The sequence below is a fragment of the Chryseomicrobium palamuruense genome (assembly GCF_042649045.1).
In the GTDB taxonomy this organism is placed as follows: domain Bacteria; phylum Bacillota; class Bacilli; order Bacillales_A; family Planococcaceae; genus Chryseomicrobium; species Chryseomicrobium palamuruense.
Genome location: NZ_JBHSEF010000006.1, coordinates 1 through 13,134 on the forward strand (window position 1 = coordinate 1; position 13,134 = coordinate 13,134).

The 13,134-nt window shown below is 41.3% G+C and carries 20 protein-coding genes; 14 read left to right on the forward strand and 6 right to left on the reverse strand.

All coding sequences use genetic code 11. The features are described from left to right. The 3 genes from ACFO0S_RS00340 to tnpA (ACFO0S_RS00350) all read right to left on the reverse strand — a co-directional run. Window positions 1-537: IS66 family transposase zinc-finger binding domain-containing protein (locus ACFO0S_RS00340; RefSeq protein ID WP_378138959.1), on the reverse strand; the 537-nt coding region annotated here is incomplete at its 3' end. 55 nt (window positions 538-592) lie between these two features. Continuing rightward, on the reverse strand, window positions 593-949 hold the full coding sequence (tnpB, locus tag ACFO0S_RS00345; protein ID WP_378138961.1) for an IS66 family insertion sequence element accessory protein TnpB: 357 nt from the start codon (window positions 947-949) through the stop codon (window positions 593-595). After that, on the reverse strand, window positions 946-1,254 hold the full coding sequence (gene tnpA / locus ACFO0S_RS00350) for an IS66 family insertion sequence element accessory protein TnpA (protein ID WP_378138963.1): 309 nt from the start codon (window positions 1,252-1,254) through the stop codon (window positions 946-948). The genes tnpB (ACFO0S_RS00345) and tnpA (ACFO0S_RS00350) overlap by 4 nt, the downstream gene beginning before the upstream one ends. A gap of 42 nt (window positions 1,255-1,296) precedes the next feature. Here tnpA (ACFO0S_RS00350) and ACFO0S_RS00355 point away from each other — a divergent pair, with 42 nt between their 5' ends. From ACFO0S_RS00355 to ACFO0S_RS00365, 3 genes are all read left to right on the forward strand, one after another. Beyond that, complete coding sequence (locus ACFO0S_RS00355; RefSeq protein ID WP_378138966.1) at window positions 1,297-2,046, forward strand: hypothetical protein; 750 nt, start codon at window positions 1,297-1,299, stop codon at window positions 2,044-2,046. Window positions 2,047-2,192: 146 nt separating this feature from the next. After that, complete coding sequence (locus ACFO0S_RS00360) at window positions 2,193-3,080, forward strand: fumarylacetoacetate hydrolase family protein (protein ID WP_378138968.1); 888 nt, start codon at window positions 2,193-2,195, stop codon at window positions 3,078-3,080. A gap of 22 nt (window positions 3,081-3,102) precedes the next feature. After that, window positions 3,103-3,894, forward strand: a complete 792-nt coding sequence (locus tag ACFO0S_RS00365) for an SDR family oxidoreductase (RefSeq protein WP_378138971.1) — start codon at window positions 3,103-3,105, stop codon at window positions 3,892-3,894. Between the two features lie 251 nt (window positions 3,895-4,145). Here the strand turns inward: ACFO0S_RS00365 and ACFO0S_RS00370 are convergent, their stop codons facing one another. From ACFO0S_RS00370 to ACFO0S_RS00380, 3 genes are all read right to left on the reverse strand, one after another. Then, window positions 4,146-4,496 carry a DUF1428 family protein gene (locus ACFO0S_RS00370; RefSeq protein WP_378138973.1) on the reverse strand — a complete coding sequence of 117 codons (351 nt, stop codon included), beginning with the start codon at window positions 4,494-4,496 and terminating at the stop codon, window positions 4,146-4,148. 61 nt (window positions 4,497-4,557) lie between these two features. Beyond that, a complete protein-coding gene (locus ACFO0S_RS00375) occupies window positions 4,558-5,808 on the reverse strand; it encodes a VWA domain-containing protein (RefSeq protein ID WP_378138975.1) in 1,251 nt (416 codons plus the stop codon). Next, entirely contained in the window at window positions 5,772-5,948 is a 177-nt protein-coding gene (locus ACFO0S_RS00380) for a hypothetical protein (RefSeq protein ID WP_378138977.1), read from the reverse strand. Before ACFO0S_RS00380 ends, ACFO0S_RS00375 begins: the two co-directional genes overlap by 37 nt. A gap of 119 nt (window positions 5,949-6,067) precedes the next feature. Between ACFO0S_RS00380 and ACFO0S_RS00385 the strand changes: the two genes are divergently transcribed. The 11 genes from ACFO0S_RS00385 to ACFO0S_RS00435 all read left to right on the forward strand — a co-directional run. Then, complete coding sequence (locus ACFO0S_RS00385) at window positions 6,068-6,403, forward strand: nitrite reductase (RefSeq protein WP_378138979.1); 336 nt, start codon at window positions 6,068-6,070, stop codon at window positions 6,401-6,403. Window positions 6,404-6,429: 26 nt separating this feature from the next. After that, on the forward strand, window positions 6,430-6,954 hold the full coding sequence (locus ACFO0S_RS00390) for a GNAT family N-acetyltransferase (RefSeq protein ID WP_378138981.1): 525 nt from the start codon (window positions 6,430-6,432) through the stop codon (window positions 6,952-6,954). A gap of 228 nt (window positions 6,955-7,182) precedes the next feature. Further along, window positions 7,183-7,656, forward strand: a complete 474-nt coding sequence (locus ACFO0S_RS00395) for a hypothetical protein (protein WP_378138984.1) — start codon at window positions 7,183-7,185, stop codon at window positions 7,654-7,656. 164 nt (window positions 7,657-7,820) lie between these two features. Next, window positions 7,821-8,711, forward strand: a complete 891-nt coding sequence (locus ACFO0S_RS00400; protein WP_378138985.1) for a GIY-YIG nuclease family protein — start codon at window positions 7,821-7,823, stop codon at window positions 8,709-8,711. Then, window positions 8,708-8,938, forward strand: a complete 231-nt coding sequence (locus ACFO0S_RS00405; protein ID WP_378138988.1) for a hypothetical protein — start codon at window positions 8,708-8,710, stop codon at window positions 8,936-8,938. The genes ACFO0S_RS00400 and ACFO0S_RS00405 overlap by 4 nt, the downstream gene beginning before the upstream one ends. A 194-nt stretch (window positions 8,939-9,132) precedes the next feature. Next, on the forward strand, window positions 9,133-9,429 hold the full coding sequence (locus ACFO0S_RS00410) for a hypothetical protein (protein WP_378138990.1): 297 nt from the start codon (window positions 9,133-9,135) through the stop codon (window positions 9,427-9,429). 133 nt (window positions 9,430-9,562) lie between these two features. Next, window positions 9,563-10,087: a sigma-70 family RNA polymerase sigma factor gene (locus ACFO0S_RS00415; RefSeq protein ID WP_378138992.1), complete on the forward strand. Its 525-nt coding sequence runs from the start codon at window positions 9,563-9,565 to the stop codon at window positions 10,085-10,087. Then, on the forward strand, window positions 10,080-11,465 hold the full coding sequence (locus tag ACFO0S_RS00420) for a hypothetical protein (RefSeq protein ID WP_378138994.1): 1,386 nt from the start codon (window positions 10,080-10,082) through the stop codon (window positions 11,463-11,465). Before ACFO0S_RS00415 ends, ACFO0S_RS00420 begins: the two co-directional genes overlap by 8 nt. A gap of 418 nt (window positions 11,466-11,883) precedes the next feature. Further along, the gene (gene tnpA / locus ACFO0S_RS00425; RefSeq protein ID WP_378138996.1) at window positions 11,884-12,189 is read left to right on the forward strand and encodes an IS66 family insertion sequence element accessory protein TnpA; all 306 of its coding nucleotides are present in this window, start codon (window positions 11,884-11,886) and stop codon (window positions 12,187-12,189) included. Further along, window positions 12,186-12,542: an IS66 family insertion sequence element accessory protein TnpB gene (gene tnpB / locus ACFO0S_RS00430; protein ID WP_378138961.1), complete on the forward strand. Its 357-nt coding sequence runs from the start codon at window positions 12,186-12,188 to the stop codon at window positions 12,540-12,542. The genes tnpA (ACFO0S_RS00425) and tnpB (ACFO0S_RS00430) overlap by 4 nt, the downstream gene beginning before the upstream one ends. 40 nt (window positions 12,543-12,582) lie before the next feature. Continuing rightward, on the forward strand, window positions 12,583-13,134 hold a 552-nt coding region (locus ACFO0S_RS00435; protein WP_378138998.1), incomplete at its 3' end, for an IS66 family transposase zinc-finger binding domain-containing protein.

A 13,134-nucleotide genomic window follows, 5' to 3' on the forward strand; every position in this document is an offset into this window, starting at 1 on the left:
AGATGGGGACGCAAGTCCCTTCTTGATGACCGGTTTTGGCATCTCTGCTTTTTTAATTGGTGTCTTGATTGAGTGTGTCTCACAATTGCGACAGCTATAGATGTGCTGAACATGCTCGACTACCTTCACTTGCGCAGGAATGATCTTCAGTTCCTTGCGGACCTGCGTACTCATCTCATGCATCGAATGATCGCATTCTGAACAGACCTTCTCTGAATCAGAGAGGTCATAGTGGATCGTCTCGACAGGAAGTTCGTTCAGTCTGTCTGCTCGTCCGATCTTCTTTTTGCGTGTGTAACTGATGGTCTCTAGTGTAGGCTCTTCAAGAAGCACAGTTGAAGAGATTTCGGCCTCATTGAACAACTGAAGCTCTAGCTGTTCTTTATCTGTCTTCTCGCTCGAAGTACCAAATTTTTGTGCCGTAAGTAAAGCATATTTTTGCTTGTAATATTCAATGTCAGCCTGGAGCTCTCTGTTTCGTCGCTCGAGCTCTGCATTTTTCTTTTCAAGCTCTTCAATTGTAAGTTTTGTTTTCACGTCCTGTTTTCTCATAGGGATAAGAATAGCATAAAACCATTCTGTGAAAAAGATGTCAAATCACTTTTTTAGCAGTAACTGAAGGGTGTGCATCACGTTGATCAAGTGGCAATCCATCCAGCAACCAATTTAGCTGTCGGCTTGAGATGGATAGGGGCTGGCCAGACCCGAGATCTGGCCAATCGAACAGTCCTTTCTCCAGTCTGCGATAGTAGAGCCAGAAGCCATTATGGTCCCAAAATAGGATCTTGAGTTTATCCTTCTTTCGATTACAGAATACGAACAGTGCCTTTGAGAATGGGTCCAACTGAAAAAGTTCCTGTACAATGACAGCTAGCCCATCAATGGATTTACGAAGATCTGTTGGACCCGCTGCTAGATAGACGCGCTCGACAGCGCGACCATTCATCATACCAGGCGCAGCGTCCGGATTACTTGGAGCAGAAGTGTCTCATCGTAGCCACTCGTCACCTCGATATCAACTTGGTTTATTCTCAAAGAAATTGAGTTTTCTTTTGGTTCTTCGATGACACAGGAGACCCAATTGGTCTCCTGGTTTGAGTCTCGATTAATCGGGGATTGCTTTCTTAGCCAATACTTCATATTGTGGACTGAGACTTCTTCTCCAGTCTCACACCATTCAACCAGTGACAAGCCACTTACGCGATATTCTTCGATCTTCGCCAACCAATACGCCTCTTTCTCTTTTCTTTTCAAAGAAAAAAACCTCCCAAATTTCATTTGTGGGAGGAGTATCTCATGAATTTTCTTCTATTAGAATGTGTGCACTATTTGACGCTTACTATTGAACTTATTACTCAACCTGAAATAACTCGACGTGAAACCATACTTTTATTGTTGGCATATAACAAGGACAAACCTAAATCAATTTCTGAAATAAAGGAAATAGGAAAAGAAAATGGGCTTCGAATGATTGAAAAATGGAACGTTGCAAATATTCTAAGTCGATCTGAAGGCCTTTGCACTAAATTGAAAGCGGGATGGATAATAACTTCTATGGGATTAGAGATTGTTTATGGTTTAATTCCAAATCGGCCACAAAGTATTCAAGGTATTTCATCTGTATTAAGTGACCTATTAGAAAAAATAGAAGATTCTAATACAAAAGAATTTCTCAAAGAGGCTGCATTTTGTTTTGATTCAGGATGTTATAGGGCCGCTTCGGTCCTTTCTTGGGTGGGGGCTATCTCCATATTGTATGAATACATAGTAAATCACAAATTAGATGATTTTAATAAAGAGGCAACCCGAAGAAATCCAAAATGGCAAAGAGCTAAAAATAGTGATGATCTATCACGTATGAAAGAAAAAGAATTCTTAGATACAATAAGTGCTATTTCAGTAATAGGAAAAAATGTTAAGCAAGAGTTGGAACAGTGTCTAACTTTAAGAAATGGTTGCAGTCATCCCAACTCTTTAAAGTTAGGTGAAAATCGCGTTGCTTCACATATAGAAACTTTAATATTAAATGTTTATTTAAGGTTTTAATATGTGAGTGGCGATGATTGAATGGGTACCTGTGTATCACTACTATTTAACATAATAGGTACCTCTGACTAAAAACAATGGATGAATTCAAGGAGCTCGTCGACTATCTCGGCGTCACCCTGTAATCCGGAAGGAGAGAAATGAAGATGCGTTTAGCAACCGTTAAAATTGGGCAGAAAGAACAGGCTGCCATCATCATCGGCAACAAAGTCGTCACGGTCGTAACTGTCAATAAAACTTATAACGAAAACTGGGAAACGAATATTTTCGGGTTGATCGAATCCGGACAGCTAGAAGGACTAACAAATTGGTTCAACGAAACAGGCAAAGCTGCAATCGAAAGCGGAGAACTTCCCTCAGAACATGAGGAGAATCTAGCGTATGGTCCGCTGTACAGACACCCGCGCAAAATCTGGGGCATCGGTCTCAATTATGTTGACCATGCGTCAGACTTGGGAGAAAAAGCGCCGAATACCGAACCAGCAAGCTTCATGAAGCCCGATACGTCGATCATCGGTCCGGGAGACACCATTGAAATTCCGCTGCAGTCTGAGCGGACGACGGGGGAAGCGGAACTCGGCGTCATCATCGGGAAAACATGCCGCAATGTTGATGAAAAAGACGTGGGAAATTATGTAGCGGGCTACACGACAATCATCGACATGACGGCGGAAGACATTTTGCAGAAAAACCCGCGCTACCTAACGCGCTCGAAAAGCTTTGATACGTTCTTCAGCTTCGGTCCGCAATTCGTGACAAAAGACGAAATCAGCGATTTGCATGCGTTAGAAGTCGCAACGGTCATCAACGGTGAGGTCCACCGCAAAAATACGGTCGACCACATGACATTCAGCCCCGAATACTTAGTGTCGTTCCATTCAAAAGTGATGACGCTGCTTCCAGGCGACATCATTTCCACCGGAACGCCTGGGGCGGTTCATATCCAGAACGGCGATACGGTGGAATGCCGAATCGAAGGATTCAAGCCGCTCGTCAATCCGTGCGTGGATCTGAAAATAGACCAGAATGGGTAACCGATAAAGAGGAGGAATTCTAATGGATTTAGGATTAACAGGAAAATCTGTCATCGTCATGGCGGGCAGCAAGGGGCTAGGGAAAGCGACCGCCTTAGAATTCGCAGCGGAAGGAGCGAAGGTCGTGATTGGCAGCCGCAATGAAGCGGAACTGGAACAGGCAGTCGCGGAAATTAAAGAAAAGACTGGCAATCCTGATGTTTCCTATGTGGCATGCGACGTAATGAAAGTTGACGACATCAAAAAACTTGTGGCATTCGCTGCTGAGAAGAACGGCGGCATAGATGTGCTGATCAACAACGCCGGCGGTCCGCCGGCAGGCGGATTCGACCAGTTCACCGACGAAGACTGGCAGAAGGCATATGAACTCAACCTGCTCAGCTATATTCGCGCAATACGGGAAGTGCTTCCTTTCATGCGGGAGCAGGGAAGCGGCCATATTCTGAACTTCGCTTCTTCTTCCATCAAGCAGACGCTCGATAACCTTTTGCTATCGAACACATTCCGTGCAGGCATTGTCGGGCTCGCCAAAAGCCTGTCCCAGGAATTCAGCAAAGACAATATCCTGATCAATACGCTAGGACCAGGAAGAATCGCTACAGACCGTGTCGAGGAACTCGACCGAATGCGGGCCGATAAGCTCGATCAGAGCTACGAAGAGCTCAAAAAATCCACCGAAAAAGGCATTCCGATGGGCCGGTACGGTCGGCCTAATGAATTCGCCAAGCAAGCGGTGTTCCTATGTTCTGGCGCAAACACTTACGTAACAGGACAAACATTGCTGGTGGATGGAGGGTTGGTTAAAGCACTATAAAACGTATAGATAGCGAAGAAAAAAGCATAGACCTTCAATACCTAAAATAGGTACATGTGCGGAGCGTAGGGGATGTCTTCATCAAAATCGGATTACTTTTTTGCATGGCGAGTGAATAGTAATGAAAGATTTGATTTTGTTGGTGACAGGCACCAAATGGGATTCAATGATTTGAAAAAGGTCAGGGCACAATGGCTCTGACCTTTTAACATGAAAAGAATCCGAAAGTAAGCGAATAGGTGAGGGAACAATTAGACCTCTTCAAATTCACCCCGTACGACTCTAGAAATATCAATGGTTTTAGTCATTTCTAGATACAGTTTATTAATCTCCTCATCCTGATCTACCTGTTTCATGACTTCGTCGTGGTGGACCTTGCTATGAAAAGAGGATATGCCTAACATGACTTTTTCGTTTTCAAGTAATTTGACTGCAGACACCATCCCTCGGCAGCCATATATTGCTTCCACTAGAGTGCCTTGGAAGGTCTGATCATTAACCGCTCCATATTTCATATAAATTCGCCCAGCAGCTTTGTTGATTTCGATGAATTTTTGTTCATTCTCATTTGTTACAGGATATAAATAGAGTGCACAGTACATAGACGACTCCCTTCTAAATCTAAGATAGTTTTTAATGAGAGGATATTGTATAACCTACACTTTACTCACCATCCAGACGGGCATCTTCAATCAACTGATCCATCCCTTCGATACCTTCTTCTTTAATCTGCTGGAGTTCCTCATAAAAGGCACTGCCGACTTTCAGAGCTCGGTCATAATTGGCAGTTGCCAGTTCCTTGAGGAGTCCCAATTGGTCGTAGGTGATTTTTTCTTCCTCGAGTAGCACGTTCATCGCATTGTATTCAGAATTCACTTGGGCACGTGCATTGTTGTTCCAGGCCAAACTGAAATTGTTGATGTCTACGGTGGCATGAACGCTCGTCCAATTGCGGTTGTTTAAAGCGCCGACGCTCCATTGCTGCCATTTTTGAAGAATATCTTCTGTCCGTTCGAATTCATTGCGCAGTCCTTCTGCATTTTGAACATTTGTATAGGTTCCATTCGCTTCTTTTGCGACTTCCTTGAGCTGTTGCTGGGCTTCGGAGTCTGCGTTGAAACCGATGACATTAATAATCGGGGAAATGTTACTGCCGGCAAAGCTCTTCGCTGCAGAGACCGGATCGCCGTCACATGTTTCGATACCATCACTGACCAGATAGATGAGGTTCGTGTTTGTCTCTCCATCTAAGCCCTCAAAGCTTTCCGCTGCAGATTCAAGCGCACCAGCAATGGGTGTCCAGCCAGCAGGCTCAAACTGATCCATCGCTTGCTGAAAAGCAGCTTCATCGTAAGGGCCTCTCTCATAGACTTCCTCAATGGCAGCACATGACATTTCCTTATCGGCGCTATCACCCGTTCCTTTATGGCCATACACACGCAGCGAGACGTTGGACTCTTCCGGAGCAGAGGCAAGGAAGTTCTGAATCTCTCGCTTCGCCTGATTCATTCGTGTCTCACCGCCAGCATCGGCACCCATAGAACCGCTGGCATCTAAAATGATTTCGAGATTGTAATTCTCTTTGAACTCATAACGTCTGTCCGCCTCAGGCATCCCTTCCATATCAAACCGTGCCGCATCCAATACGCCGGACGGGTCGGGGAGACTGATGTGGGTGATGTTATAAATGTGTCGGTAGTAGAGTTCCAGCTCTTCCTCTGCGGCATTCTCAGGCAGTGCCGGAATATCACCGAACAGGTCCAAGAAGGCCGCCTGGGACTCTTCACTCCGTCCAATCGTTTCGTTATTTAAAAGACCAGCTCCCTGTTGCACAAAATCCTGTGGTTCTGTAGGAAGCATGGGGAGATTCATTTCCTCTAGCTCGGCAAGTGGACTTTCTGGTTCTGTTGCCACCTCACCGGTTCCTTTGTTTCTTCCTCCACTACGGTTTCTTCTGTAGGAGGAGGTGTAGTTATCTGAGATTCCTCTTCGCCCTGACAGCCAGCAAGGGTAATGCTCGCTGCGATGGCCAAGAACCCTAATCGTTTTTTCATCTCACTCTCTCCTTCCATAAGTTGCTTCAAAGTTTTGGATGACACCTGATTTATACGTGTTCCGAAGTAGTTGGTTTCATTTTTCTGTTAAAATGAGAAAACTATAGGAGGGATGGGCTATGAAAAAAATTCTATATGTAATGGGTAGAGCTATCATTGGGCTGATTGGAATAGCATTGAGCCTAGCCACGTCAACAGATCTAATGGGTTCAGGAGGTAGCAGTTTGAATACCCAGAAAATCGATAAGAACATTGATGAGCTAAGAGAATTGGAATGGTTCAATGCTTTTTATGAAAGTGAGCGGCACCGGAAAAGTTTTTCAATCAATTTCAAGGTGAGAAAATATCTCCAGAGCACGATTTTAGTCACGCGATTGAAAACGAGTGAACGGGAGCAGCAGAAATTTATTCAGTTACTCGAGCGTGTGGCAGAGTTACGAGAAAAAAGCGAGTAGTCTATTTCAAGTTTAGGAGGGGCAACATGGTCTATATCGAGACAGCAAGATTAAGGTTAAGAGACTGGGAACAAACAGATCTCGAGCCTTTCAGCGAAATGAACGCAGATGAAGAGGTCATGAAGTATTTCCCGAAAACTTTATCCAAAGAAGAATCAGATGCTTTCGGTCAGGCAATCATCGCGGAAATCAAGGAATATGGATTCGGATTGTATACGGTGGAAGTTAAAGAAACGAACGAGTTCATCGGATTTATTGGCTTTCACAGAGCCACATTTGAATCAGATTTTACGCCGTGTGTAGAAATTGGATGGAGACTGAAGAAAGAAGCCTGGGGTAAGGGGTACGCAACAGAAGGAGCAAAAGCTTGTTTACAGTATGGACTTGAGGAATTAGGCTTTGATGAGGTTTATAGTTTCACCGCGGAAATCAATGAGTCTTCGAAACATGTGATGAGGAAGATTGGAATGGAGTTTGTGAAGGAATTTGAGCATTCAAGAGTAGACGTCGATAGTTCGTTGAGGAAGCATGTTTTGTATCGTATTCAGTGAAAGTAATTGAGCAAATAAAAATTGAATGTATAGTATTTGACACATGAATCTTTCAAGAAGAGATTCATGTGTTTTTATTATCAGTAGATTGGATTATTTTTAACTTGATTCCTAATTCTGGTTACTAGAGCGAGTAAAGATGCTATAATTCACATAATTATCAATTAAATTCGCAAGAAAAACTTAGCTCATTATGAAACACAAACTGATATACGAGGAGCTTTTATTATGAAGTATAAAAACAAAAAGACTAATGATGACTCTGAGTTTGAACAGAATGTTAATCCTGATGTAATAACTAGTATGGAAATGTTCCGTGAAAGAGCAAAGTTATCAAAAGAAAAGATAATGGAACTAGATGAAATGTTTAAGACTAAATTGATGGCAACCCCTGAACTCGGAAAAGACATATTAAGTTTTATTGTTGATCTCTCTGATCAGAATCAAAAAATACACGATAAAGTTATATCTGTTCATCAAATTACAATCGATCACTTATTTAAGAGGTTAGATAAGGAAGATATAACTGAGAAAGAAATTGGAATGATTTATGATGAACTTCGCTTTCTAACAGAACAGGTGGATAAGGCAAGAAAAGAATGGAAAGAGACTGTAGAAAAAGTTCTCATAGGTGGGGCAGTTTTAGTTACTGGAGCTGTGGGGACTTATTTTACAACAAAATCTATTGGGAAAAAGGATTAAGAGGAACTTAATATAAACATCCTGATTTACGGGACAGCTTATTGATGTTTAGCTTCTACTTGAATCTATCGGGTGTCGATGACACTTGATAGATTTGTGAAATTAGTAAACTTAGACTGAAATCATCTGTTGATATAATTTGATTATCCAAAGGAGATGACAGTATGCAATTTAATACAACCGTTATGTTGCACTTTCCTGATACAAGAAACGCGAGCAGCTTAAAAATATTCCAAGATCCAACAAGCCAAATTCGTGGATTTTATTTTACAAAAAGTCAAATCAATAAAGTGGAAGAACTTGACTATGCAAACAATCATGCTGTCTACTTTTTGTTTTCAGAGGCGGAGGAAGAAAGTGTTTACGTTGGGCAATCAACTAAAGGCATTGAAAGAATAAAATCACATTTAAGAAAGAAGGATTTTTGGCAGTTCGGTATTATGTTTGTCACCGACAATCATAGCTTTGATAAATTAAGTATTGATTACCTTGAATACTATTTCATACAAGCTTTTGCAAAAACTCAATATTCACTTGAAAACCAAGATCTTCGTCCAAGTCCGCCAAATGTAAATATATTTAATTTATCCACTCTTGATGCTTTTGCCTCTCAAATTCAATTTTTACTTGAAGCGATGGGTATTGCATTTAATTCCGTCATAGATTCTACAGAGAGTTCGATCGAGATAGAAGTGTTTAAGGCACGACCACCTTACGAGGCCTCATTACGAATTCAAGACGGTAAATACGTCCTTTTAAAAGGATCTTTAATTTGTAAACCCTTGGATAAAACTAAGAATTGGAGTGATCGAGGAAATTTTTACAATAGATATATAAGACATTTTGCTCAATTAATTGATTCGGGACAAGCTAGTGTAGCAGCTAATGATTCAACAGCTCGTCTTCTTAATGACATTGAATTCACTAGTCCAAGCACACCCGCAGCATTATGCTCTGGTAAATCCCAAAACGGTTGGGTTTTTTGGAAAGGGCTTGATGAAAAAAGACAAAATGAAAATAATGATAATGCATTTTTAAAGGACGAGGGTGTATGAAATTAAAGCACCTTGCGACCCGGGGAGTAAATATTCACGTATTTGAGATAGAAAGAAAGCAGACCTCTGAAAAACTGTTTGCTCTGGTTAACACTGAACAGATGACTATAGAGCTATCAGAATTTGCAGATCAATTCTATAAATTTGGATACTTCACTAATCCTATTCATCTAACTGAAGTAGAGTATAGGAAGATAGTTAAAATCGTCGAAAATGAAATCATCTAAACGGATGGTCAAAAAAGATGTCCCTCACTCAAAAATACAGAAACAATTTACTTACATACAAGAAGCCTGCAAAACCAGAATCCTTTTATTTACGGAGTGAATAGAAGTAGATTTTTGCAATTGTGTTGTGCACAACAGGTAAGTTTAATTTAAAGGGACTTAAACATGACAATCTAATTCAAGGGAGAATACAAATGAATAAATTTCTTAAAATATCCTTGATAGCCAGTTTATTTTTAGGTTATTTAATTGTTTTCTTATTTATATTTGAAATCATAGGAGAGTTTTCTCCCCATGTTGAGGGTTTTTTCTATACTAATGATATAAAATGGCGTTATCCGTTGATCCTAGGGTTAATTGTATTTGGTTATGCCTATTTGGTCGGAGGGAAAACCAAAAGCACAAATCTTGGTTTTGGCCTATTAGTGGGTATTGTTAGTGCAGTTATATTGGTTTATATAGTTGTAGTAATCAGTATGACTTCATTTTAACTATAAAAGTCGAAGGTTTTCTTTTGAGGTAAATCTCTTTTAAAGGTTTCTATCACCCCAAAAATACAGCCACAATTTATTTGTATATAAGGAGCCCAATGAAGTCGGGCTCTTTTTTGCTTAGGGATGGTTTGTGAGCCAATTTGACTCAGAGCAGAAATTTCAGCAGATCATGCAGGACCATACAGAGTATCTGTTAAGCCTAGCGTTTTTATATTTGAAAGATTGGCCAGCTGCGGAGGATATTGTCCAAGAAGTCTTCTTGAAGTTTTATCAGACGCACGAACAATTTGAAGAACGTTCTTCGGTAAAGACCTATTTAGCGAAAATGACGATCAATAAGTGCAAGGACTACTTGAAGAGCGGGCGGTACCGGAAGCATGTTTTGACCAATCACTTTTTGCACCCGGTCGTGAAGAGTCGGAACCGGTTTGTAGAAGCGGATGAAAGATTGGAGCTTGCAGATGCTGTGCTGGAGCTGTCGTTACACTACCGAGAAGTGATTGTTCATTATTATTTTGAGGAGCTTTCTGTCATCGAAGTCGCGGAAATTCTATCGATTCCCCAGAACACGGTGAAGACCAGGCTCCGGAAAGCGCGGGCTCTATTAAAAGAAAAGATTCATCCAACGGAATGGGAGGTGCTGCTCCATGAATGAAATGAGGGATCAACTGAATGCGAAAATAGGTGACGTTTCAAGCCGTGCCATTCGTGTACAACACCAAGTGAATCTCAAAAAAAATCAGCACCCTTCCAAGGTGAAGGTCCAGTGGAGTTACTATGCCACGATGGCCGCGTTTATAGGGGTATTGGTTCTATCCATAAATCTTCTTTCATCTCCCTTCACGGATGACAGAGGGCAGTTAAATCCAGTAGAGCCTTCAGAAAGCGCCATTCCTCCAACGACTGAAGATGATGGGGTGATAGAAAAACCAGATATAGTAGAACCTGTAGATCCTAGTCATCTTTTTATGGAACTGAATAGCCACGGAGAACAATTTCCGAAGTTAGAAGAGGATTTAAGAAATGTTATGTCAACGCCAAATGTAGAATTAGGAATTTTAGAAGCGATGAATGATTCTGTTAATGGTGTTTCCATTAATGAAAACGGTATGGTGTTAGTAGAGTTCAAAGACTTTGGAAGTGAAGTTCCTAGTCCTTCATCAGAAGTAAAAACTTCACTTTTAGGAACACTTTATGACTCCATATTTAAATATTCGGAAGTTCAATCTGCTCAATTTAGTTTTGAAGGTAATCTTACTGCATGGCAGGAGTGGATAGGAACTTATGAGCCTATGGTTAGACAAATTGTTTTTGATTTGAATACACATGGTAAACCATTCCCTGAACTTGAGAAAGATTTGAACAATCTAATGATCCAAGGTTATACAGAAATCGATTCACGAAATATAGAGGTATTGGCAGACTCGGTAAATGGTGTAGCTATAAATGAACACGGAACGGTTGTGGTTGAATTCAAAGACTTCCGAAATGATTTTGGCAGCCTTACGTCAAATGAAAAAAGCATATTTCTTACGCCAATTCGTGAGACGGTCTTTAAATACCCGGAGGTTAAAGAAGTTTACTTTACGTTTGAAGGAAGTTTTAATCATTGGTGTGAATGGTTAGAATCCACTTACGAACCGATGACAAGGAAGTATGATATAGAGGTCTTACTAGCGAATCATACCTTCTACAAAACCATTCATCAAACTCTGCTGGACGGGAATCTAATCGATCCTCGAGCTGCTGATGTATTTGTTGTCTATTTAGAAGCACTTAGGAATAAGGATCTTGAGGAAGTTAAAAAGTATTCAAGTTCAACGGACGATGACATAGAAACACTTTTTGAGATTCACCAAAAGATTGATTACATCTCGCTATCGATAGAAAGTATTAACAATAGCGAAGGAGAGCCCGTTTCAGAAATTCATCTGACGTTTAAACAACATGATGGTACTTTAAGTTCTGGGAAGTATTATCTTGAATTTTATGATGATGGGATAAAAATTCAAGATGGTCTCAGAAACAACTGATCTTGAGAAAATGCCCATCACCCCAAAAATAAAGGCAGAAATTATTTACATGCAAGGAGTCCAGTAAAATCAGGCTCCTTTTTTGCATGGCTACTAAAGGGTCTCAGCTTAAAAGTTTTAGTGCAACTAGTATAAAAAGTCTTTTACCCTTTAAACGTATACTCTCCTGTCTTGGGGCGAAATAGGGATAGGGCGAAGCTATGGAATCTGTCCGTATTTGGTCATTAAACAGGCTGGGGATGTGTACGCTCCGGTGGCCAAAAGCAAAAAATAACGACAAAAAAGGTAGCCAGTCTATGGGCTACCCTCTGATGGTAATGCATTTGTGTTTCGTAAGCGTCAAATAGTGCACACATTCTAATAGAAGAAAATTCATGAGATACTCCTCCCACAAATGAAATTTGGGAGGTTTTTTTCTTTGAAAAGAAAAGAGAAAGAGGCGTATTGGTTGGCGAAGATCGAAGAATATCGCGCAAGTGGCTTGTCACTGGTTGAATGGTGTGAGACTGGAGAAGTCTCAGTCCACAATATGAAGTATTGGCTAAGAAAGCAATCCCCGATTAATCGAGACTCAAACAAGGAGACCAATTGGGTCTCCTATGTCATCGAAGAACCAAAAGAAAACTCAATTTCTTTGAGAATAAACCAAGTTGATATCGAGGTGACGAGTGGCTACGATGAGACACTTCTGCTCCAAGTAATCCGGACGCTGCGCCTGGTATGATGAATGGTCGCGCTGTCGAGCGCGTCTATCTAGCAGCGGGTCCAACAGATCTTCGTAAATCCATTGATGGGCTAGCTGTCATTGTACAGGAACTTTTTCAGTTGGACCCATTCTCAAAGGCACTATTCGTATTCTGTAATCGAAAGAAGGATAAACTCAAGATCCTATTTTGGGACCATAATGGCTTCTGGCTCTACTATCGCAGACTGGAGAAAGGACTGTTCGATTGGCCAGATCTCGGGTCTGGCCAGCCCCTATCCATCTCAAGCCGACAGCTAAATTGGTTGCTGGATGGATTGCCACTTGATCAACGTGATGCACACCCTTCAGTTACTGCTAAAAAAGTGATTTGACATCTTTTTCACAGAATGGTTTTATGCTATTCTTATCCCTATGAGAAAACAGGACGAGAAAACAAAACTTACAATTGAAGAGCTTGAAAAGAAAAATGCAGAGCTCGAGCGACGAAACAGAGAGCTCCAGGCTGACATTGAATATTACAAGCAAAAATATGCTTTACTTACGGCAAAAAAATTTGGTACTTCGAGCGAGAAGACAGATAAAGAACAGCTAGAGCTTCAGTTGTTCAATGAGGCCGAAATCTCTTCAACTGTGCTTCTTGAAGAGCCTACACTAGAGACCATCAGTTACACACGCAAAAAGAAGATAGGACGAGCAGACAGACTGAACGAACTTCCTGTCGAGACGATCCACTATGACCTCTCTGATTCAGAGAAGGTCTGTTCAGAATGCGATCATTCGATGCATGAGATGAGTACGCAGGTCCGCAAGGAACTGAAGATCATTCCTGCGCAAGTGAAGGTAGTCGAGCATGTTCAGCACATCTATAGCTGTCGCAATTGTGAGACACACGCAATCAAGACACCAATTAAAAAAGCAGAGATGCCAAAACCGGTCATCAAGAAGGGACTTGCGTCCCCATCT

Excerpts from the sequence above, each read along its gene's own strand:
- ACFO0S_RS00385 (WP_378138979.1), top strand. The coding sequence starts at position 6,068 with ATGAAAAAAATTCTATATGTAATGGGTAGAGCTATCATTGGGCTGATT.
- ACFO0S_RS00390 (WP_378138981.1), top strand. The coding sequence starts at position 6,430 with ATGGTCTATATCGAGACAGCAAGATTAAGGTTAAGAGACTGGGAACAA.
- tnpB (WP_378138961.1), top strand. The coding sequence starts at position 12,186 with ATGATGAATGGTCGCGCTGTCGAGCGCGTCTATCTAGCAGCGGGTCCA.
- ACFO0S_RS00355 (WP_378138966.1), top strand. The coding sequence starts at position 1,297 with ATGAATTTTCTTCTATTAGAATGTGTGCACTATTTGACGCTTACTATT.
- ACFO0S_RS00370 (WP_378138973.1), bottom strand. The coding sequence starts at position 4,496 with ATGTACTGTGCACTCTATTTATATCCTGTAACAAATGAGAATGAACAA.
- tnpB (WP_378138961.1), bottom strand. The coding sequence starts at position 949 with ATGATGAATGGTCGCGCTGTCGAGCGCGTCTATCTAGCAGCGGGTCCA.
- ACFO0S_RS00365 (WP_378138971.1), top strand. The coding sequence starts at position 3,103 with ATGGATTTAGGATTAACAGGAAAATCTGTCATCGTCATGGCGGGCAGC.
- ACFO0S_RS00420 (WP_378138994.1), top strand. The coding sequence starts at position 10,080 with ATGAATGAAATGAGGGATCAACTGAATGCGAAAATAGGTGACGTTTCA.
- ACFO0S_RS00410 (WP_378138990.1), top strand. The coding sequence starts at position 9,133 with ATGAATAAATTTCTTAAAATATCCTTGATAGCCAGTTTATTTTTAGGT.
- ACFO0S_RS00380 (WP_378138977.1), bottom strand. The coding sequence starts at position 5,948 with ATGAAAAAACGATTAGGGTTCTTGGCCATCGCAGCGAGCATTACCCTT.
- ACFO0S_RS00395 (WP_378138984.1), top strand. The coding sequence starts at position 7,183 with ATGAAGTATAAAAACAAAAAGACTAATGATGACTCTGAGTTTGAACAG.
- ACFO0S_RS00405 (WP_378138988.1), top strand. The coding sequence starts at position 8,708 with ATGAAATTAAAGCACCTTGCGACCCGGGGAGTAAATATTCACGTATTT.
- ACFO0S_RS00400 (WP_378138985.1), top strand. The coding sequence starts at position 7,821 with ATGCAATTTAATACAACCGTTATGTTGCACTTTCCTGATACAAGAAAC.
- ACFO0S_RS00360 (WP_378138968.1), top strand. The coding sequence starts at position 2,193 with ATGCGTTTAGCAACCGTTAAAATTGGGCAGAAAGAACAGGCTGCCATC.